Annotated in this window: 11 protein-coding genes; 8 read left to right on the top strand and 3 right to left on the bottom strand. The window is 38.7% G+C overall.

The features are described 5' to 3' along the window. The first annotated feature begins 294 nt into the window (after positions 1–294). The 4 genes from ABD000_RS10430 (at position 295) to ABD000_RS10415 (ending at position 8,279) form a co-directional block, all read left to right on the top strand. Positions 295–1,272 (top strand): ribonucleotide-diphosphate reductase subunit beta, encoded by a 978-nt coding sequence (locus ABD000_RS10430; protein WP_343767044.1) that lies wholly within the window; start codon positions 295–297, stop codon positions 1,270–1,272. A 228-nt stretch (positions 1,273–1,500) separates the two neighbouring features. Beyond that, positions 1,501–3,993 (top strand): ribonucleoside-diphosphate reductase subunit alpha, encoded by a 2,493-nt coding sequence (locus ABD000_RS10425; protein ID WP_343767042.1) that lies wholly within the window; start codon positions 1,501–1,503, stop codon positions 3,991–3,993. Between the two features lie 198 nt (positions 3,994–4,191). After that, complete coding sequence (locus ABD000_RS10420; RefSeq protein WP_343767039.1) at positions 4,192–5,538, top strand: deoxyguanosinetriphosphate triphosphohydrolase; 1,347 nt, start codon at positions 4,192–4,194, stop codon at positions 5,536–5,538. Between the two features lie 128 nt (positions 5,539–5,666). Further along, on the top strand, positions 5,667–8,279 hold the full coding sequence (locus tag ABD000_RS10415) for a T9SS-dependent M36 family metallopeptidase (protein ID WP_343767036.1): 2,613 nt from the start codon (positions 5,667–5,669) through the stop codon (positions 8,277–8,279). Positions 8,280–8,325: 46 nt separating this feature from the next. Here the strand turns inward: ABD000_RS10415 and ABD000_RS10410 are convergent, their stop codons facing one another. Then, positions 8,326–10,095, bottom strand: coding sequence for a 1-deoxy-D-xylulose-5-phosphate synthase (locus tag ABD000_RS10410; RefSeq protein ID WP_343767033.1), 1,770 nt, complete (start codon positions 10,093–10,095; stop codon positions 8,326–8,328). Between the two features lie 69 nt (positions 10,096–10,164). Here ABD000_RS10410 and ABD000_RS10405 point away from each other — a divergent pair, with 69 nt between their 5' ends. Beyond that, the gene (locus ABD000_RS10405) at positions 10,165–10,617 is read left to right on the top strand and encodes a nucleoside deaminase (RefSeq protein ID WP_425545360.1); all 453 of its coding nucleotides are present in this window, start codon (positions 10,165–10,167) and stop codon (positions 10,615–10,617) included. Here ABD000_RS10405 and ABD000_RS10400 read toward each other — a convergent pair. Further along, positions 10,614–12,650, bottom strand: coding sequence for a kojibiose hydrolase (locus ABD000_RS10400; RefSeq protein WP_343767030.1), 2,037 nt, complete (start codon positions 12,648–12,650; stop codon positions 10,614–10,616). The two genes, ABD000_RS10405 and ABD000_RS10400, sit on opposite strands and share 4 nt — an antisense overlap. A gap of 59 nt (positions 12,651–12,709) precedes the next feature. After that, the gene (locus ABD000_RS10395; protein WP_343767028.1) at positions 12,710–13,729 is read right to left on the bottom strand and encodes a LacI family DNA-binding transcriptional regulator; all 1,020 of its coding nucleotides are present in this window, start codon (positions 13,727–13,729) and stop codon (positions 12,710–12,712) included. 258 nt (positions 13,730–13,987) lie between these two features. Between ABD000_RS10395 and ABD000_RS10390 the strand changes: the two genes are divergently transcribed. From ABD000_RS10390 to ABD000_RS10380, 3 genes are all read left to right on the top strand, one after another. Continuing rightward, on the top strand, positions 13,988–17,122 hold the full coding sequence (locus ABD000_RS10390) for a SusC/RagA family TonB-linked outer membrane protein (protein ID WP_343767026.1): 3,135 nt from the start codon (positions 13,988–13,990) through the stop codon (positions 17,120–17,122). Positions 17,123–17,132: 10 nt separating this feature from the next. Continuing rightward, positions 17,133–18,713, top strand: coding sequence for a RagB/SusD family nutrient uptake outer membrane protein (locus ABD000_RS10385; RefSeq protein WP_343767023.1), 1,581 nt, complete (start codon positions 17,133–17,135; stop codon positions 18,711–18,713). Positions 18,714–18,792: 79 nt separating this feature from the next. Continuing rightward, positions 18,793–22,113, top strand: coding sequence for a VCBS repeat-containing protein (locus tag ABD000_RS10380; protein ID WP_343767019.1), 3,321 nt, complete (start codon positions 18,793–18,795; stop codon positions 22,111–22,113). Positions 22,114–22,115: the final 2 nt, after the last annotated feature.

Raw genomic sequence — 22,115 nt, 5'->3', positions numbered from 1 at the left:
GCGCTCTTTTTTTTGCCTAAAAATCAATCGATTTTTAGGATGACATTCATCGATCAACCACTGTAAAAGCCCTTGCTATGGGTGTTTTGCCCAGGAAAATATTCTGTCTAAAAATTAAACGCAACTAACTGAATTTCAAAAAAGTATATCATCTAACGGTTTTACTGGTGTTTTAAGCGATGTTAAAAAATTGTTGAAAACCCACCCAAAGGTTTGTCGCTTTTACGCTTCATTTTTTGTCATCTTTGTTATCTAGCTAAAAAAGAAAATAAGTACTCATAAAAAATAAATCACATGGCCCAGGTAGAACCAATTTTACAAGAAAACAAAGATCGTTTTGTCATTTTTCCTATTCAACATCACGATATCTGGGAATGGTATAAGAAATCTGAAGCTAGTTTTTGGACAGCCGAAGAAATTGACCTTCACCAAGATCTTACCGATTGGTCTACCAAGTTAAACGCAGATGAAAAGTATTTTATCAAACATATTCTTGCGTTTTTTGCAGCTAGTGATGGAATAGTAAACGAAAACCTGGCTGAAAATTTTGTCAATGAAGTTCAGTATAGTGAAGCGAAGTTCTTTTATGGTTTTCAAATCATGATGGAAAATATCCATTCTGAAACCTACTCCCTTCTTATCGATACTTATGTAAAGGACGAAAAAGAGAAAGATCTTTTATTTAATGCCATTGAGAATTTCCCTGCCATCAAGAAAAAAGCCGATTGGGCGTTAAAATGGATCGAGTCAGATTCATTTGCAGAACGCTTGATTGCGTTTGCCGCAGTTGAAGGTATTTTCTTTTCAGGTGCCTTTTGTTCTATCTTTTGGTTGAAAAAACGCGGTTTGATGCCCGGGCTAACCTTTTCTAATGAATTAATTTCTCGTGATGAAGGCGTTCATTGTGATTTTGCCGTACATCTGCATAACAATCACTTAGTAAATAAAGTGCCTAAAGAACGTATTCGTTCCATCATTATTGACGCATTAAATATTGAACGTGAGTTTATAACAGAGTCACTCCCGGCAAGTTTAATTGGGATGAACTCTAACTTAATGACGCAATATCTAGAGTTCGTTACTGATCGCCTTTTAGTAGAATTAGAATGTGAAAAAGAGTACGGTACTGCCAATCCATTTGATTTTATGGATATGATATCGCTACAAGGAAAAACAAATTTCTTTGAAAAGCGCGTATCAGAGTATCAAAAGGCCGGCGTTTTAAGTACAGATAAAGAAGATCAAAAAATCAGCTTTGACGCAGATTTTTAATATCCTTTTCTTTTGCCTTACGGCAGAAGTCAATAAAACATAAATTCTTCAGGACAGTTAAAAGCTCAATCCTGAAATTCATCTTCTGCAATAACCGGAAGATTACAGAGACCGCCAACTCTTAAAACGTGCTGCTGATGACCTTAGCAGTAATTATAGGCTTTAAACAACTCGTTTTCCGCCTTATTTATTAAACCAACTATAAAATAAACCCAAAAAAGTACACCTATGCATGTTGTAAAAAGAGACGGTCGCAAGGAGCCGGTCATGTTTGACAAGATTACTGCCCGAGTAAAAAAATTATGTTACAGCCTTAATCCGCTGGTTGATCCTACAAAGGTCGCCATGCGCGTAATTGAAGGATTATATGATGGCGTAACAACCAGTGAATTGGATAACTTGGCGGCTGAGGTTGCAGCAACCATGACGACAAAACATCCTGATTACGCACAGCTTGCTGCACGAATTTCTGTCTCTAACCTGCATAAAAACACCAAGAAAAACTTTAGCGAAGTAGTTACCGATTTATATGAATACATTAATCCACGTACCGGTAAGAAAGCACCACTCATTGCAGATGATGTATATGAAGTGATACAAGCTAACAAAGAGAAATTAGACTCTACTATTATTTATAATCGTGATTTTGGGTACGATTATTTTGGGTTTAAAACCTTAGAGCGTTCCTATTTATTGAAACTCAACGGCAAAATCGCAGAGCGTCCTCAACATATGCTGATGCGTGTTTCGATCGGGATTCACCTCAATGATCTTGACGCTGCTGTGGAGACCTATGAATTGATGTCTAAAAAGTTTTTTACTCATGCTACGCCTACCCTCTTTAATGCAGGTACCCCTAAGCCTCAAATGTCATCTTGCTTCCTACTCACAATGAAAGAAGACAGCATAGATGGTATTTATGATACACTCAAGCAAACAGCCAAGATTTCACAATCTGCCGGCGGGATAGGACTATCTATGCATAATGTACGTGCAACAGGATCCTATATTTCTGGTACTAACGGTACCTCTAATGGAATCGTGCCTATGCTTCGTGTATTCAATGATACAGCACGATATGTAGATCAGGGTGGTGGAAAACGTAAAGGCTCATTTGCTATTTACCTTGAACCATGGCATGCAGATATTTTTGATTTCTTAGACCTCAAAAAGAATCACGGTAAAGAAGAAATGCGTGCACGTGATCTATTCTACGCCATGTGGATTCCAGATTTATTCATGAAGCGCGTGCAAGAAGATGGCACGTGGACCTTAATGTGTCCTAATGAATGTCCCGGCTTATTTGACTGCCACAGTGAAGCTTTTGAAGAGTTATACTTAAAATATGAAGCCGAAGAAAAAGGACGTAAAACTATAAGGGCAAGAGAGCTTTGGGAGAAAATCCTGGAATCTCAAATCGAAACCGGTACTCCTTACATGCTCTACAAAGATGCCTGTAACCGCAAATCAAATCAGCAAAATTTAGGTACGATCCGTTCTTCTAACTTATGTACTGAAATTTTAGAGTACACCAGCCCAGATGAAGTTGCGGTGTGTAACCTGGCTTCTATCGCACTCCCTATGTTTGTTAAAAACGGCGAGTTCGATCATAAGGAATTATTCAAGATCACAAAACGTGTTACGAAGAACTTAAACCGCGTTATTGACCGTAATTATTACCCGGTAAAAGAAGCCGAAAACTCTAACATGCGCCACAGACCGGTTGGATTAGGTGTGCAAGGTTTGGCTGATACGTTCATTAAGTTAAGACTTCCGTTTACGAGTGAAGAGGCTAAAAAGTTAAACCAAGAAATTTTTGAAACACTGTATTTTGCTGCGGTCACCGCATCTATGGAAGAAGCTAAAGCAGATGGAACCTATGAAAGTTATGAAGGATCTCCCATTAGTAAAGGAGAATTTCAGCATAACTTATGGGGAATTAAAGACGAAGAATTAAGCGGTCGATGGAACTGGGAAAAACTGCGTAAACAAGTCAAGGAGCACGGTGTACGTAACTCGTTATTGGTTGCCCCTATGCCAACGGCGTCTACTTCTCAAATTCTTGGAAATAACGAAGCCTTTGAGCCATATACGTCAAATATTTATACCCGCAGAGTACTTTCTGGCGAGTTCATCGTAGTAAACAAGCATTTATTAGAAGATCTGGTAAACTTAGGACTTTGGAATGATGATCTTAAAGACGCCATCATGCGTGCAAATGGATCTGTACAAAATATTGATATTATTCCGCAAGAATTAAAAGAACTATATAAAACCGTGTGGGAATTATCCATGAAAGATATCATTGACATGGCGCGCCACAGGGGATATTTTATCGATCAGTCACAATCGCTCAATCTGTTTATGGAAGGAGCAACCATGGCAAAATTGACCTCTATGCATTTTTATGCGTGGAAAAGCGGACTCAAAACAGGAATGTATTATTTAAGAACGAAGTCTGCCGTAGATGCCATTAAATTTACGCTTAAAGCAGAAAGTAAAAAACAACCTGAAGCAACGGTTGCGGCCAATGCAGAGCAAGTAGCTGCAAAAGCTGCGGCAACGTTAAAAGCGCAAGCCGCACCGTCACCTGCACCACAACATGTAATGCAACCTGCGGCTGTTTCTGAAGAAAGCTCACTCACTCCTGAAGAATTAAAAGCGATTATCCAGCAGTCAAAAGAAGCCGAAGGAGATGATTGCCTGATGTGTGGGTCGTAAAAATAAGATTTCTAGATTTTTCAGGTGTCATAATCTTGCTGTCACATTGAGCGTAGTCAAAATGTTGAAGAAACACAAAACCTAAAAAAATCTAATTAAGAACAACCAATAAACAGATCCCCGCGAATGCGGGGATTTTGTCTAACAGTGAGCAGCTATGCTGAGAACGCTCTAACGTCTAATATCTAAATTCTTATTTTGAACTGGGAACAACTGCTTTCGCTCAAGCGATTAGGAGATACGAATAAACGACTGCGTAAAGAGCAGGATGATACACGTCTAGGGTTTGAAGTAGATTACGATCGCATTATTTTTTCTTCGGGTTTTAGAAGTTTACAGGACAAGACTCAGGTTATTCCGCTATCTAAAACCGATTTTGTCCATACTCGTCTTACGCATAGTCTGGAAGTCTCTGTCGTTGGGAGGTCGTTAGGTAGAATTGTGGGTAAAAAATTAGTAGAAAAACATCCCCACCTCCACCAAACCTTAGGATACCAATTTAATGATTTTGGCGCAATCGTAGCAGCGGCTGCACTCGCCCATGATATTGGTAATCCTCCCTTTGGTCACAGTGGTGAAAAGGCCATCGGCGAATACTTTAGCCGCGGAAATGGGAAACGTTTTAAGGATTCGCTTACGCGGAAACAGTTTCAGGATCTTACCCACTTTGAAGGTAATGCGAACGGCTTTAAATTATTAACTCAAAGCAGACAGGGAATTTCGGGCGGATTACGCCTCTCCTACGCCACCTTGGGAGCCTTTATGAAATACCCCAAACCATCACTTCCGCATAAACCCACTCAGCATATTGCACATAAAAAATTTGGCTACTTTTCGTCAGATGAAGAGCACTTTTACGAGATTGCAGAGGAGTTAGGCCTCTCCAGCCAAAAAATGGAAGGTGAAACGCTGTATTCCCGTCATCCACTTACCTACTTAGTCGAAGCGGCAGATGATATTTGTTATACCATCATAGATTTTGAAGACGGTATTAACCTAGGCTTAATTGAAGAAGATTTTGCATTAGAATATTTAATAAAGTTGGTCAAAAATCAACTTGATGTAAAAAAATACGCAAAATTAAGCACCACAGCAGATCGGGTGAGCTACTTAAGAGCCTTAGCCATCGGAGTTCTCATTAATGAAGCCGCAGAAAACTTTATTAAGCACGAAAAAGAAATTTTAAACGGTACCTTTTCAAAGGCATTGATGGATGTTTCTGCATATTCAGCTCAAATCAACGATATTCTTAAAATTAGCGTTGAAAATATCTACCAAAGCAAGGAAGTCGTCGAAAAAGAGATCGCAGGATATAAAATTTTATCCACGCTCTTGGATCATTTTTGCGGAGCTATTGAGAGGATTAATACTAATACTCCATCTAATTTTGACATGCTCATCAAAAAAGGCATGTTATCTGATGTTGTTATTGGGGACGATCTTTACGCTAATTTGATTAACCTTTGTAGTACAGTAGCTTCTTTTAGCGACAGCAACGCCTTACGCTTATTTAAGAAAATTGAAGGATTAGAGCTAAACCTTTGATGATATTGGAGTAAACAGGTGTTAAATCTGAGATTTACAATTCAAAATCCCAGATTGTGTTATATTTTCGTAACCTTTCCGTTAAACTAACGACTATTAGTTTAGCAATACATCATTAAAACCAGAATATGAAAAAAATAATTACCCTCGTGCTTTTGGCGTTTTTAACCTTAAGCACCTATGCACAAAAGGATTATATCCCTGTGATAGAAACCTATTTACAGAATGAATCAAAATCCTTGAATCTTACTGAGTCTGATGTAGACCATTTAGTAGTGACTAATCAGTATTATACTAAAAGTCTTGACGTGGAGCACGTCTATGTGCAACAAACGGTTAATGGAATTCCCGTATTTAACGGAGTAGCTAATTTTGCCATCAAGAATAACAAGGTAGTAAGTTTTGCGAACAGCTTTATAAAAAATATTACAGCTAACGTAAATACCAGTTCACCAGCCTTAACACCTCAACAGGCGGTAGCTTCTGCTGCTTCTAGTTTGAACTTAGGGAACCCAACCGGAATAGAAATTATCTCCCAAGGCAATACGAGGTATATATTGGATCAAGGAAACGTTTCATTACAGAATATTACGGCTAATCTGGTCTATGCTCCGATTGAAAATAATACATTAAAATTGGCGTGGGATCTTTTTATAGAAACTACAGATACTAAACACATGTGGAGTATAAGAGTTGACGCGTTAACCGGAGAAATCATTAATAAAAATGATCTTGTAATTTCATGTACGTTTGAAAGTCACAATCACGATGGGGTGAGAAGTACATTACCTTCAAAGATAAAAACAGAGAAAGAGCTTGCGTTTGGAGAAAATAGTCTTAGCATATTAAATGACGGCTCACAATATAATGTATTTCCTTTACCGGTAGAATCTCCAAATCATGGGGATCGGGCACTGGTTCAAGAACCGGTTGACCTATTAGCTTCTCCTTTTGGATGGCATGACGTCAATGGAGCAGCTGGAGCAGAGTTTACTGTTACCAGAGGAAATAATGTATGGGCACAAGAAGATCGCAATTCGAATAATGGTATAGGATACTCACCTGATGGAACTGCTGATTTGAATTTCGATTTTGAGTTAGAGTTCAACGGTCCACCATCTTCATTTCAAGATGCATCTTTAGTTAACCTCTTTTACTGGAATAACGTGATTCATGATGTTCTCTATCAGTACGGCTTTGATGAAGCAAGCGGTAATTTTCAAGAAAACAATTATGGAAATGGTGGTAATCAATCTGATAGCGTTAATGCAGATGGCCAAGATGGTAGTTCATTAAACAACGCCACTTTTGGAACCCCACCAGATGGTCAAAATCCAAGGATGAGCATGTTCCTATGGAGTGCTTCTGGCAATCCCGGTAATTCTCTAATCATTAATACTGCCGGACCTTTACAGGGAGATTATTCTGTGGTTGCTGCAGGTTTTGGAGGAGTCTTACCCTTTGATGACCCACTTATTGCTGATGCAGTTGTTGTTATAGATGACAATTCTGGAGTGTCAACTGACGAGACCGATGCGTGTGATACTATTTTAAATGGGGATGATCTAACTGGATCCATAGCTATTATTAGACGAGGAGAGTGCCAATTTGGTTTTAAAGCGTTGGCAGCAGAAAATGAAGGAGCAATTGCAGTGATTGTTGTGAATAACGTACCGGGACCGGCACAAGGAATGTCTGGTGGCGATGTTGGTGATCAAGTGACTATACCTGTTGTCATGATTGCCCAAGCTGAAGGAGAACAAATTATTACAGAACTGCAAGGAGGTGGAACATTAAATATGACATTATTTGATGCTGGTCCGTATCAAGTTGACGGTAGTTTTGATAATGGTATTGTGGCTCATGAATATGGTCATGGATTATCAACGCGCCTTACTGGTGGACCTGCAAATTCAGGATGTCTTTTTAACGCAGAACAAATGGGAGAGGGCTGGAGCGATTTCTTAGGACTTATTCTTACGATGGATGCAGATGATTTTGCTGAACAACCCAGAGGAATAGCTACCTATGCAGTTAGCCAGCCGATAACAGGTTCTGGTATTAGACCGGCCCGCTACAGCACAGATTTCGCTATAAATAGTTTAACCTATGGGGACACTAATAGTGCCGGTATTTCACAACCTCATGGAATAGGAACTGTTTGGGCTTCCATACTTTGGGATATGACGTGGGCACTTATTGATGAATATGGTTTTGATGCTGATATTTATAATGGTACAGGAGGTAATAATATCGCATTTCAACTAGTCGTTGATGCCTTAAAGTTACAACCGTGCGGTGTTGGATTTGTTACTGGTAGAGATGCTATTCTAGAAGCTGATATGCTTTCAAATGATGGAGCCAATCAACTATTAATTTGGACAGCTTTTGCAAATAGAGGAGTTGGTGAAAATGCGTCTCAAGGTTCTACAAATAGCCGATTTGATCAAGTAGAAAATTTTGATATCCCGGCGGGAGTTCTTTCTACAGCATCATTTGCAACTGGAGATTTTGGACTTTATCCTAACCCGGCTAAAGATCAGGTTGTTATTCAGTCAGGTAATTTGAATGGAACGGCAACTATTGCTATATATGATATTAATGGTCGTATAATCTTATCTCAGGATGCTGATTTGAGTAATGATGTTGTTTTAAATACCTCTTCATTCTCTCAAGGCATTTACTTAGTAAAGATTACAGCTGAAAAAGGTACCTTCTCTACGAAACTTGTGATCGAATAACACAAGGTGTAATTCTACACAAAGACCACCAAAAGGTGGTCTTTTTTTATATCATATCTTGAAGCAATTTTTGAATATTTCCAGTAGATATCCCTGCAATCTCTTTTAATTCCATGGTGCTCCCGTGTTCGATAAACTGATCTGGAATTCCCAACACCTCAACATGTTTACCCTGCCACCTTTTAGCGAAATAACAGACCACAGCTTCTCCAAATCCTCCTTTGATCACACTATCTTCTACCGTAATGATATGGTCAAACTGCGTTACGATTTGATCCAGTAATTCATGATCTAAAGGTTTCATCCACCGCATATCGTAGTGGGCTACTTTTTCTTGATCATGTTGGGGTAATCCCTGAATGGCCATTGTCACATTACCTGCAATCGCTCCTAAAGAAAGTACAGCGACCGTAATTCCGGCTTTTAGCTGTTTTCCTTTGCCAATCTCTAGTTGCTTAAAGGGCCGTTTCCATTGGAGCACTTCTCCTCTACCCCGTGGATAACGTATCGCAATAGGACCGTCTTGATCTATTGAGGCAGTATATAACAGATTTCGCAGGTCAATAAGAGTAGCCGGTGCCGCAATACGCAAGTTGGGAATTGCGTTGAGATAAGCTAAATCAAATACACCATGGTGGGTAGCACCATCGTTCCCAACTAATCCTGCCCGATCAATACAAAATACGACCGGTAAATTTTGCAAGGCCACATCATGTATAACCTGATCGTAAGCGCGCTGTAAAAATGTAGAATAAATCACACAAAACACCTTGAATCCTTGAGTGGCCATCCCTGCCGAAAAGGTAACCGCATGCTGCTCCGCTATACCTACATCAAAAGCGCGTTTAGGAAAGCGCTCCATCATATAGGTCAAGGAACTTCCGGTAGGCATAGCCGGGGTGATCCCTATAATTTTTGAATTGGCTTCAGCTAGTTCAACCAGTGTTTTTCCAAACACCTCCTGAAACTTTTCAGGTAATTGTTCATGAGCGTTGGTGACCTTAGGAATATCGCCCGTAAGCTTGTCGAATTTACCCGGTGCATGGTAGCGTACCTGATCTTCTTCCGCTTGACGGAGACCCTTTCCTTTTTTAGTGACAACATGAAGAATTCTGGGGCCTTTTAATTCCTTCTGTCGCTTTAATTCTTTCACTAAAGCGTCAAGATTATGCCCGTCAACCGGACCTTTATAGGTTAAGCTAAGTGCTTCAAAAATGGTTCCGCCGGGTGTATCCCCAACTGTAGTTTTAGCAAAGTATTCTTTGAGCGCACCTACACTTGGATCAATTCCTATCGCATTGTCGTTTAATATGATCAACAGGTTGGCATTAGTGACTCCGGCATGATTTAAGGCCTCAAATGCCATCCCACTTGCAATGGACGCATCTCCAATAACGGCGATATGCTGCTTCGTCCCCTCTCCTTGAAGCTGCGAAGCAATCGCCATACCTAAGGCGGCTGAAATCGAGGTAGAACTATGACCAACACCAAACGTGTCGTAAGGGCTTTCTTCACGTACGGGAAAGCCTGAAATCCCCCCTAGCTGCCTGTTGGTATGAAACCGGTCTCTTCTTCCTGTAAGTAATTTGTGCACATAGGCCTGATGCCCTACATCCCAGACCAGGAGATCATCTGGAGTGTTGAATACATAGTGTAGTGCAATGGTAAGCTCCACAACGCCCAGACTTGCCCCAAGGTGACCTTCTTTTGTAGCGACGATATCAATGATAAACTCACGCAACTCTTGCGCAAGGTCAGGCAGCTGTATTAATGACAGTTTTCTAAGATCTTTAGGCGAATTGATATCGTGTAGCATCGCTCAAAGGTACAATTATACGCGTTTGAATAGAAATGAATTTGTAGCTTTGACCAAACCCATTGCAGTATGCTGGAAGATGTTTATGACGACGCGTATTTTATGCGAAAAGCACTTGCCGAAGCCAGGTTGGCCTATGAACGCAATGAAATACCCGTTGGAGCTGTTATTGTTTCGAATCAACAAATCATTGCACGTAGTCATAATCTAACCGAACTGCTGGTTGATGTTACTGCTCATGCCGAAATGCAAGCCATAACCGCTGCTTCTAATTTTTTAGGCGGAAAATACCTCAAAAATTGTACATTATACGTTACGCTTGAACCTTGCCAAATGTGCGCGGGAGCTTTGTATTGGAGCCAGATTAGCCGAATCGTTTTTGCAGCCCCAGATGAGCTACGCGGCTACTTGAAAATGGGAGTAAAATTACACCCCAAAACTGAGGTCACCATGGGCGTTTTGAAAGATGAAGCTTCTGCTTTGCTAAAGCGTTTCTTTATGGAGAAAAGAAATTTGAATTAATCAATTCGATACGTTTTCTTCTCTGGACCTACCCCTTTAATGGTTAATGATTTCCATTGCTTAGGTAAAATTGGATTTTTTTGGATAATGCCTTCTTCCGTAAAATGCAATCCTCCAAATCCAAATAAAACGGTTTGCAGCATACCTCCTGCACCCGTGGCAAAATATGGATTGTTGCTTGTAGCAGCTTCGGCCAGAGCACCAAATGGAGGGCGCTTATTTGGTTCATAACTTTCTTTAAACAAACGATATGCTTCTTTGGCATTGCCAAGTCGTGCGTAAATCACCGCAAATATCGCTTTCCCCATAGCGGGACCTTCAGCGGCTAATTTAGGTTCATAGTAATTTAAATCTTTCAAAACAGTTTCAGGATCATTTACGATATCTAAAGGAAAAGTAAGTAAGTTTACATCGGCCTGTTTAATACGTTCTCCATCATATTCAGCATGTTCCATCGTTGTTCCGTCAGGAAAGCGGTGAATTTTTATGCGGTCAGCAATTTGATTCCACTCCGGATCTGGTTTTTGTTCTACTGCTTCCGCCGCAAGGCTGGCATAGCGCAGCGCAGTAATCGCAGAACCATTTGTAAACGCATTATCAGTTACATTTGGAGCAAACTCATTGGCTCCTACAACATTTTTGATGCTGTACGATCCATCTGAGTTTTTAGAAACCCTGCTTACCCAATAATCCGCAATTTCTTTTAGCATTGGATAGCCTCGTTCCTCTAACCATTTTTTATCTTTTGTTACGCGATAATAATTCCAAAAAGCGATAGCAACATCTGCCGTAATGTGATGCTCAAAAGTTCCCGTTAGTGCCCAGGCTGGAGTAGCTTCTTCTCCTGTATCGTCACTCTCCCAAGGGAACATAGCACCTTTATATCCAAAATTAATGGCCTTTTGCTTGGCTTTGTCCAATCGATCTGACCTGTAATTCACTAAGGATCTTGCAATATCCTGATTAAAGATCAGCAAGGGAGGATACATCCATAACTCTGTATCCCAAAAGATGTGACCGTTATAATTTTGAGAGGACAACCCCATTGGGGCAATGCTTAAATTAGAATCACCACGTGCAAACGCGTACAGATGATACAGACCAAGTCTAACGTCTTGTTGCGACTGCACATCGCCTTCAATAACAATATCACCTTTCCATAACTCTTTCCATAGGTTGATGTGATCCTGAAGTAGATCTTTTTTAGGAGTAAGTAAATTAAAAATCACAAAACGTTCTGATTCGTTCTGCGGATCCTCAAAATCCTGGGTCGTCGTTTGTGCTGCAGTCCAAGCAAAGTCAAGCGATTCTCCTTTTTTTAGCTTACGCTGAAATGTAATTGCGTGATTGTACTCTGACGTTTTTACATGTGTCAATGCAGGTCGTACATGCTCATCACCACTATTAATATCATGCCAAATGAATGTTCCTGAAGCTGCTACTGTGTGTTTTCCCATCCTACTTTTTGCAACTGTTTGAAGAATGGGCATCGTAACCTCTGCATCCCTTAAAATCCTAAACGTACTCATTGGATCTTGGTATTCCATCGAAGTTTTAATTCCGCCAGAAACTTCTACTTCAATTGCTTTTTTAGACCGAACCTGTATATCTACATATCCGGCGTAAGGTACGTTGCGTAACGCATAAAAGGTATAGGTAACTTCGGCTTTATCCTTGAAATCAAACGATGTTGAAAATGAAGCCTCTTTCATGTTCAACGTTTGAGACCAGTTTGAAACAGAAGAGTGATCTATTTTCTCTCCATCAATAGTGAGGGATAGACTCATAAAATCCATTCCTTTCAAAATTTTACTTACTCCCAGTGAAGAAGCTTTATCATACACATTATTTAAAATAACTTGTTCTACTCCTAAAATTTTTGAAGAGGGAAGAATACCTAGGCGGCCGTTGGCAACTACAATCCCGGTATAATTACTCGTATCTTTTGTGGTAATGTGCCAGCCGTCTTGCTGTGCAGATAAAAGTTGAACACAAAAAATGACAGAACTAAGTATGCTAAAAATCTTTTTCATGATAACGTGCGATATGATACCTATTTCGCTAAGCTACAAAAAAGTTAATTACACTGGGTTTATCGTGTAGACTGTCGCTGAACAATTTTTGTGGGAATTTTTATTATCTCTGGCAAAATGATTTCTTGATCCTTGGTCATTTTGATTTCCTTACAGAGTTGCTTAAATGCTTCCTGACCCATGCGATATCCCGGCTGGTCTACCGTAGAAAGTGTAGGGGTAGTAATTCGTGCTAAAAACCAGTTACTAAACCCCATGATAGAAACCTGATCGGGAATTTTGATTCCCATCTCGCGAATTTTAGTTAGTGCCCCTGTGGCGACTAAATCTGTAAAGGAGAAAATACCGTCCACATCAGGATGATCGATTAAAATTTGTTCACCAAGAGCGTATCCATCTTCATATGATAAATTCTCGCTGGTGTAGACCAATTCTTTTTGAAACGAGATACCGTGTTCTTTTAAAGCATCCTTATATCCCAGATATCGATCAATCGTAGTTTGAGGTTTTAGAGGTCCACTGATATGAGCAATTTTTTGACAGCCACGCAGAATAAGATGAGTAGTAGCATCTTTTGCTGCTCCACGATCATCTATTATGATCTTTGAACAGTCTAATGATTTTGAGATTTTATCGTAGAGTACAACAGGCATACCGGCATCAATGACTTCTTTAACATGTTTGTAGTGAACAGTCTTATCTGAGAGCGATATTAAAATCCCATCTACATTTTTTTCTAAGAGTAACTGTAATTGTTCTTTTTCATGAATGTAAGATTCATCTGATTGTAGAACGATAACAAGATATCCTTCTTTTTTTGCTTCATCAATGACGCCTTGTATGATATTGGCGAAAAAATGATGCACAATTTCTGGAATAATAAGTCCTATAAGATTGGATTGCTGAGTGCGAAGACTTTGCGCAAAGGAATTAGGATGATAATTCAACGATTTCGCTAATTCCTGAACACGTTGCTTAGTGGATTCGCTAATGTCAGGATAACCTTTTAATGCTTTAGATACTGTCGCAATTGAAATGCCCAGAGTTTCTGCAATTTCTTTTAATGTTACACTTGGCATTGAAAAAAAGTAAGGATTATTAAGATCATTATATCGGTATGTTCAAATCTAGTTAAAATATTGAGAGATATACTATAGGATTCAGCTTAAATCATAAAATCATTAAGAAGTTTGTGAAATATGTTGTAATTTTCGAAAACGTTTTCGGTGAGATATTCACTGTTTTAATCCTTATAATTTTTGAATATTGTAAAAAATCCTAATATTCGTTATACGATTCTTTACAATAGGATTACACAAACTAAACAATAACCAAACATGAAAAACACGTTACTAAGTAAAATAATGCCATTACTCGCATTGTTTTTTAGCAGCATTTTAGGTGCTCAAACCGTTACAGGTGTCGTCTCTGATGCCACAGGACCGCTCCCGGGAGTAAATATTGTGGTAAAAGGCACAACTAATGGAACTCAAACAGACTTTGATGGTAATTATTCGCTGGATAATGTAACTCCAGAAGCCACATTAGTTTTTAGTTACGTTGGATTTAAAACAAAAGAAGTCGCTGTCGATGGACGATCCACGATTAATGTACAACTAGAGGAAGACGCTGCCGTACTGGATGAGATTGTGGTAATTGGTTATGGTACGACAACTGTAAAAGATGCCACGGGGGCAGTAACCGCCGTAACGGCAGAAGATTTTAACCAAGGAGTCATATCTTCGCCAGAACAGTTAATACAAGGTAAAGCAGCAGGTGTGCAAATCACTCAATCTAGTGGTCAGCCTGGAGCAGGTATAGATATTCGAATTAGAGGAGCGAGTTCTATTCGATCCAATAATAACCCATTGTTTGTTGTTGATGGTATTCCATTAACAGGAGAAAATATTACGCCCGAAGGTAGTAATGTTGGGGTTGGTTCCAGTTCGGCAAATAATCCATTGTTATTTCTAAATCCAAATGATATTGAAAGTATCAGTATTTTAAAAGATGCATCTGCCACGGCAATTTACGGTTCAAGAGGGGCAAATGGGGTCGTGATAATAACCACTAAATCTGGCAAGGGTGCTAGGGGAGGTAAATTTACCTTTAGCTCTAATCTGAATTATTCGTATTTGAGAGAAGATTACAATTTACTTAGTCCGGAGCAATATATCGCTGAAAGTGAAGCGATAGGCGAAGACGAGAGAGACTTTGGAGCGAGAACAGATTGGCAAGATTACATCTTCAGAACGGCAGCTTCTCAAGAGCAAAATCTATCCTATTCTAATAATTATGGAGATGGTAATGTTAGAGGAACTTTTGGATATGCTACACAGCAAGGTATCGTAGAAGGTTCTGAATTAGAACGCATAACTGGACGAATTAATGCCAACCATAAATTTCTTGACGAAAGATTGCGCTTTAGTTTTCAAGGAACTATTTCGCAGGTTAATGACCAGGCTGCACCAATTGGGGGTAATGCTGGTTCTTCGGGAGATCTACTAGCAGGATTATTCCTAAATCCCACGATTCCTGCTGATCCATTTTTCGATGGAAATCCATCAAGACTTAATCCAGCAGCAGCACTAGCCTTTTCCAGAGACATTACTAACACTGACCGCTATTTAATAAGTTTATCAACAGAATTTGATATTTTGAGTAATCTAACTGCGAAAGTTAATTTAGGATACGATCAATCAGAATCAGAACGTAATAGTTTAGCAAATGATAATGCTCTTGGATTTGGACAAGGAGCTTTTGGTAATGGTGTGGGAAGTTTAAACGAATTAGAAACTGAAAGTAATTTATTGGAAGCTACGCTAAATTGGAAAAAAGAATCCGATAACTCTAATTTAGATATTCTAGCAGGTTATTCTTATCAAGATTTTCAAAGAGAAGGTAGAAATATAAGCGGTTGGGGATATCAAACTAATAATTTTGACCAAATGGAAGATGCATTAGGTCGTACAGCTTCATTATTAAGGGATCAATTTGGCGGTAGTTTTCAACAATACGGTTTTTCAAATAATTATGTGAACTTTTCTGAACAATCAGGCAATATATTTGTTAATCGCTTATTTCCGACTGATGATGAAGAAGCGAGAGAGTTTTTTGCGAATACACAATCATTACCTGTCAGTACAATCTATGTTGATACATTTGACAACACAGACGAATTACAATCATTTTTTGGAAGGGTGAATTATACCATCGCTGATAAATATTTATTTACAGGTACATTTAGAGCAGACGGTTCATCACGTTTCTCTGATGATAATCAATACGGATATTTTCCTTCGGGAGCATTCGCCTGGAAACTATCTGAGGAAGACTTTGTAGGAGACAAAATTTCTACATTGAAGCTTCGTTTAAGTGCAGGTATAACTGGTAATCAAGATGGCGTAGGATACGGTAATTTTGCGAGACGTGAACGTTTTACACCAATCACTGCGTTCGATCCAATACGCGATGATGGCGCTCTAGAGGTAGGTACATTGGAAGTTCAAGCAAACCCCGAACCAGATCTCAAATGGGAAGAAACTACCCAGTTTGCCGCGGGAATAGATTATGGTTTTGCAAATGATAAACTTTACGGTAGTTTAGATTTCTATAGAAGAGTAACTACTGATTTGTTACTTTTTACAGAAGCTGCACAACCGTCAAATAATACATTTAACTTTAGGAACGTTGATTCTGAGATTATAAATCAAGGTGTTGAATTTCTTATTGGATACTATTTTGTAGATAATGAAGATATGACATTTGAATTGAATGCCAATGTTACTTACAATGAAAATACGATTGAAGAATTAACTGGAAATTTCCCGGCAGGAGCTATTTACGGTCAGGGCTTATCCAATGCATTTGTTCAGCAATTGTCTGAAGGACAACCATTATATTCATTCTATCTTAGGGAGTTTGAAGGGTTTGATGATAATGGTGATGCCATACAACGAGACGAACAAGTATTTGTTGGGAAAAGTGCTCTGCCAGATGTAATTGCAGGTATGAACGCTAATTTTAGGTATAAAAATTGGTCAGCAAATGCTTTCTTCACGGGTCAATTTGGTCACTATGTGTATAATAACACATTTAATGCCTTTAATACTGCTGGTGCTTTTCAAACTGGTGGAAATGTTACAGCGGATGTTTTGACTACTGGGGAATCACCTGGCGCTCTTGTAGATCCCTCAACACGGTTTTTAGAAAGTGGAGATTTCGTCCGATTGCAAAACGCCTCGGTTTCGTATAATGTCCCCTTAATGGATAAGACATTTTTTGATAGTTTTAGAATTTCGTTAACAGGTCAAAATCTGTTGCTCATCACGGATTATTCTGGACTAGATCCTGAAGTAAGTTCTCGACCGTCTAGTGGTGACTTACTTAATGATTTACCTACAGCTGGTGTTGATTATACTTCATTCCCCAGACCAACAACTATAACATTAGGAATTAACGCATCATTTTAAATTCGAACTTATGAAAAAGACAAAATGGATTAATAAACATTACATATACGCCTTATGCATGTGTGTTATTACTTTTGTTTCCTGTACTGACTTAGAAATAGAAGAAACAGACTCGATAATTACAGAAGAAGGTATTTTTACCGGGTTAGCAGACGTAAGTAACTCCTTAGATGGACTATACTCTGATATTTATTCTCAATTAGAAACTCAGGAGAGTCTATTTGCTTTAAATGAGGTTACCTCTGATGCCTTAATAGTACCCACCCGAGGAACAGACTGGGGTGATAATGGTGTATGGCGGCAGCTTCATGCACATAACTGGAGCTCAACTCATCTTTTTATTTTTAATACGTGGAATAACTTAAATCAAAACGTACTCAGAGCTACTGAGATAATAGATCCATTAAGTGAAGGTTCAGCACAAGAGGTTGCAGAGGCAAGATTTCTTAGGGCGTTTAATATGTATTTTGTACTAGATTTATGGGGAATTGCTCCATTTAGAAATCCTACAGATGGTAATGATGTCTTACCATCAGTTTTTTCAACTCAAGAAGCGTACGATTTTATTTTAAATGATCTACAAGAAGCTTTGCCAGATTTACCAAACAATGGTCCCGGAGCTAATCCAACAAAAGCTTCTAAAGCTGCAGCGAATTTCTTACTTGCCAAAATTTATCTAAATGCAAATCGTTATAAAGGTACCTCTGATTTTAGTACTGAAGATATGCAAAATGTGGTAGATGCTGTTGATGCAATTGAAGATGCAGGATACGGATTACAAAGTGGATACTTCGAATTGTTTGGTCCTGAAAATGATGTTGAAACAGTCTGGGCTGTATCAACAGGAATAGGGCCACGCGTTTGGAATACACTGCATTATAACCAAAACGATCCAAGGGATGGCGAAAATAATGGTGGAGGATGGAACGGCTTCAGTACGTTGGCAGAATTCTATGATAGTTTCGATGGAGATTCAGAAACTAATTTCCCCGGGGATGCAGAGGATGAGCGTAGAGGTTTTGTGCCAGTTACAGAAGAAGATAACGATTTTGGTAATAAGGATTTATTCGGTATAGGTCTAGGATTTCTAGTTGGACAACAATATGACGGTGATGGTTCTGCTTTAACAGATCGTAATGGTAATCCATTAGTATTTACCAGAGATTTTCCTGGTCTAATCGGAAACAATGAAAGAACTGGAATTCGGGTAATCAAATATCACCCGGGTATTTCAGGTACTTCCTTTTTTCCCTACCAAATTATGTTTAGATATGCAGACGCACATCTTATGAAAGCGGAGGCCATGTTAAGAATGGGATCCGATATTACAGGTATGGTAAATGAATTGAGAAGTCTACGTCAGGCCGATGACCTTGATAATGTTGATTTAGACGAATTATTGGCAGAACGTGGAAGAGAATTATATATTGAGTATTGGAGACGAAACGATTTAGTTCGATTTGGTAAATTTACAGATGACTGGGAGTTTAAAGACCCTGCATCTGTTGGTGATCCTAATAGAAATTTATTCCCTATCCCAAGTAACGCATTGGTAACTAATCCTAACCTAACTCAGAACCCAGGCTACTAATTTTGTTTTATATTTTGAATGCTACAGGTCGTCATTTATGGCGGCCTGTATTACTTAATATACCCCCGATTGCAGAGCTATGAAGAAGATTTTTAACCTATTCGCAATCATACTACTTATAGGATGTACTCTTTCGTGTTCTACTAAAAAAAGTAAGGACAAAGCACAATCTATAACGCTGTTTGAACTTCTTTCTCCTAAAGAAACAGGGATTGATTTTTTTAATGAGATTAAAAACCAAAAGGACTTTAATATCTTCAAATACCGCAATTTCTATAACGGCGGTGGTGTGGCACTTGGCGACATTAATAACGATGGATTAGTCGATATTTATATGACGGCTAATATGAACGAGAATAAGCTCTATCTAAACCAAGGCAATTTTACCTTCAAGGATATTTCTAAAGAAGCCGGTGTCACTGGCAATAAACCCTGGAGTACAGGAGTGACGATGGCAGATGTTAATGCTGACGGCTTATTAGATATTTATGTGAGTAACGCCGGCAACATGAAAGGTGATAATCACAATAATGATCTCTATATAAATAATGGGGATCTTACCTTTTCTGAAAAAGCTCAAGAATACAATTTGGCAGAAACGGGCTTTAGCACACATGCATCCTTTTTTGATTATGACCGCGATGGAGATTTAGACGTTTATGTCCTCAATAATAGTAATGTTCCTGTTCAGGGGCTGGGATTTGCTCACCAACGAGAAGTTCGTGCGCAGGATTGGGATATCCCAAAAGCTTTTAAAGGTGTGGGTGACATGTTATTGCGTAATGATAATGGATATTTTACCGATGTAAGCGAAGAAGCAGGAATTTATGGAAGCCTCATTGGATTTGGACTTGGAGTAATGATTAGTGATATCAATCAGGATTTATATCCAGATATCTATGTGTCTAACGATTTTTATGAGCGGGATTACCTGTATATTAATAATCAGGACGGTACGTTTACTGAAAATATTACGGCGCAAACGGCTCATTTATCACTTTCAGCGATGGGCGTTGATATTGCGGATGTGAATGGAGATGGTCTGTCAGATATTTTTATTACAGATATGCTGCCAGAACCTGAAGAGCGGGTAAAGTCTGTCATGGAATTTGAAGGAGTTAAGATTTTCGACATCAAACGTGAAAAAGACTTCTTTCAACAATACATACAAAATACACTTCAAATCAATAACGGCAATCAGACTTTTTCAGAAACAGCCTATTTTAGCGGAGTATCAGCAACAGATTGGAGTTGGTCGGGTCTTCTATTTGATATGGATAACGATGGCCACAGAGATATTTACATCACTAATGGAATTAATCACGACCTTACTGATCTTGATTTTGTGGATTTTTTTGCCAACGACATTATTCAAAAAATGGCGCTCACCGGTAAGAAAGCAGCTATTGATTCTATTATTGAAAAAATGCCCTCCACTCCTATTCCTAATTATGCATATCAAAACAAAGGTGACTTAACTTTTGAAGATAAAGCCGAAGCTTGGGGATTAGGGAAACCTAGTTTTTCAAATGGAGCTGCGTATGGAGATCTGGATAACGATGGAGATCTAGACCTTGTTGTCAATAATGTGAATATGCCTTCTTTTATCTATAGAAATAATACAGACGTATTAACTAAACATCATTACCTGGGACTTTCATTTAAAGGAGATAGCTTAAATCCATTTGGTATTGGCACAAAAGTTTTAGCGTATGCCAAGGATGCTCTTTTTGTTCAGGAGTTAGTACCTTCAAGAGGCTTTCAATCTTCTGTAGATTATACCATTACGCTTGGTCTGGGAGAACATGCCAAGCTTGATTCTCTGCGGGTCATCTGGCCAGATGCTTCCACTCAAGTACTCAATGACGTTTCTATCGATCAGCGATTAACTCTACATAAAAAAAATGCTATAGATCAATACGTGGTGCAAAAGAACATTCCCACACCTCTATTATCTGAAATTGAAAATGCCGATTTTTTGTCCCATACTGAAAATTCTTACTCAGATTTTGACATTGAAGGCCTCTTACATATGAAAACTTCACAGGAAGGTCCTGCACTAGCCATTGGAGATTTAAATCAAGATGGTCTTGATGATATATTTATGGGTGCAGCCGAAGGTCAATCTGCGGCGATCTATCTTCAAAAAAATAACTTCTCATTTAAGCAGTTAACTACTTCTGGTTTCGAACAAAACGCATTTACTGAAGACGTTACAGCAACTATTGAAGATTTAAATAACGACGGACTAAATGATCTGATTATTGGAACAGGAAGCAATAATGTGAATCAACAACAACATGATGCTATTTTATTGTATCAAAACAAAGGAAACAATCGGTTCGAGATTAAACCCCTACCCATTATCAAAAACTCGACTAACATTAGTAGTATTCAAGCAATAGACTATGACAATGATGGTGATCAAGACCTAATGGTATTTTCCCGCTCCCTGGTTGGCATCTATGGTATTTCACCTAATCATTATTTGTTGGAAAATACCGGCAATTTTACGTTTAAAAATGTTACAAAAGAAAAAGCTGATGTTTTAAAAAACAGCGGTATGGTAACCGCAACAACGAAGCTTTCTAAAAATCGTTTTGTTGTGGTCGAAGAATGGGGAACTCCAAAACAGTACGTTTTTGAAAATAATCAGCTAAAACTTGAAAAAACCAACCTATCTGACTTATATGGCTTTTGGAACGCCGTTCATGCTGTGGACATAGATCAGGATGGCGATCAGGATTTAGTATTAGGAAATCAAGGACGTAATCTTCACTATAAACCTTCAAAAGATGACGTAATGAAACTATGGATCAATGACTTTGATGGCAATGGATCCATAGAACAAATCATGACATTATCTCAAGATGGAAAAGATATGCCCATTCATCAAAAAAAGGAACTCACTGGGCAACTAGTTTCTCTAAAGAGAAAAAATCTTAAAGCATCAGATTATGCTAAACGCAGTATTCAGGATTTATTTCCTTCAACAGTTTTACAAAAAAGTATCGTTAAAAAGGTGAATTTTACCTCTAGTATCGTTGTCATAAACAATGAAGATAATAGTTTTGAAATTATAGAATTACCTCCTCGTGCCCAGCTCTCCTGTATTAATGCAATCTCAAGTAGAGATATTAATAACGATGGGTTTGCTGATCTGATTTTAGGAGGGAACAATCATGAGTTTAAACCTCAATATTCACGCCTTGATGCTTCATTAGGGGAAGTGCTTATAAATAGAGAAGGGAAAACATTTGAATGGCAATCACCAACTATCTCAGGAGTTTCGATTAAGGGAGAAATACAAGCTATTGATCAACTTAAAACCAAAGCAGGAGATACTATTTTTATCTTTGGTATAAATGATCAACGCCCTCAACTTTATCAAATCAATTAGAA

It is taken from the genome of Gangjinia marincola (assembly GCF_039523415.1).
GTDB classification, from domain to species: domain Bacteria; phylum Bacteroidota; class Bacteroidia; order Flavobacteriales; family Flavobacteriaceae; genus Gangjinia; species Gangjinia marincola.
This window is presented reverse-complemented; position numbering and strand designations above follow the sequence as displayed.

Excerpts from the sequence above, each read along its gene's own strand:
- ABD000_RS10430 (WP_343767044.1), top strand. The coding sequence starts at position 295 with ATGGCCCAGGTAGAACCAATTTTACAAGAAAACAAAGATCGTTTTGTC.
- ABD000_RS10425 (WP_343767042.1), top strand. The coding sequence starts at position 1,501 with ATGCATGTTGTAAAAAGAGACGGTCGCAAGGAGCCGGTCATGTTTGAC.
- ABD000_RS10415 (WP_343767036.1), top strand. The coding sequence starts at position 5,667 with ATGAAAAAAATAATTACCCTCGTGCTTTTGGCGTTTTTAACCTTAAGC.
- ABD000_RS10410 (WP_343767033.1), bottom strand. The coding sequence starts at position 10,095 with ATGCTACACGATATCAATTCGCCTAAAGATCTTAGAAAACTGTCATTA.
- ABD000_RS10405 (WP_425545360.1), top strand. The coding sequence starts at position 10,165 with ATGCTGGAAGATGTTTATGACGACGCGTATTTTATGCGAAAAGCACTT.
- ABD000_RS10400 (WP_343767030.1), bottom strand. The coding sequence starts at position 12,650 with ATGAAAAAGATTTTTAGCATACTTAGTTCTGTCATTTTTTGTGTTCAA.
- ABD000_RS10395 (WP_343767028.1), bottom strand. The coding sequence starts at position 13,729 with ATGCCAAGTGTAACATTAAAAGAAATTGCAGAAACTCTGGGCATTTCA.
- ABD000_RS10390 (WP_343767026.1), top strand. The coding sequence starts at position 13,988 with ATGAAAAACACGTTACTAAGTAAAATAATGCCATTACTCGCATTGTTT.
- ABD000_RS10385 (WP_343767023.1), top strand. The coding sequence starts at position 17,133 with ATGAAAAAGACAAAATGGATTAATAAACATTACATATACGCCTTATGC.
- ABD000_RS10380 (WP_343767019.1), top strand. The coding sequence starts at position 18,793 with ATGAAGAAGATTTTTAACCTATTCGCAATCATACTACTTATAGGATGT.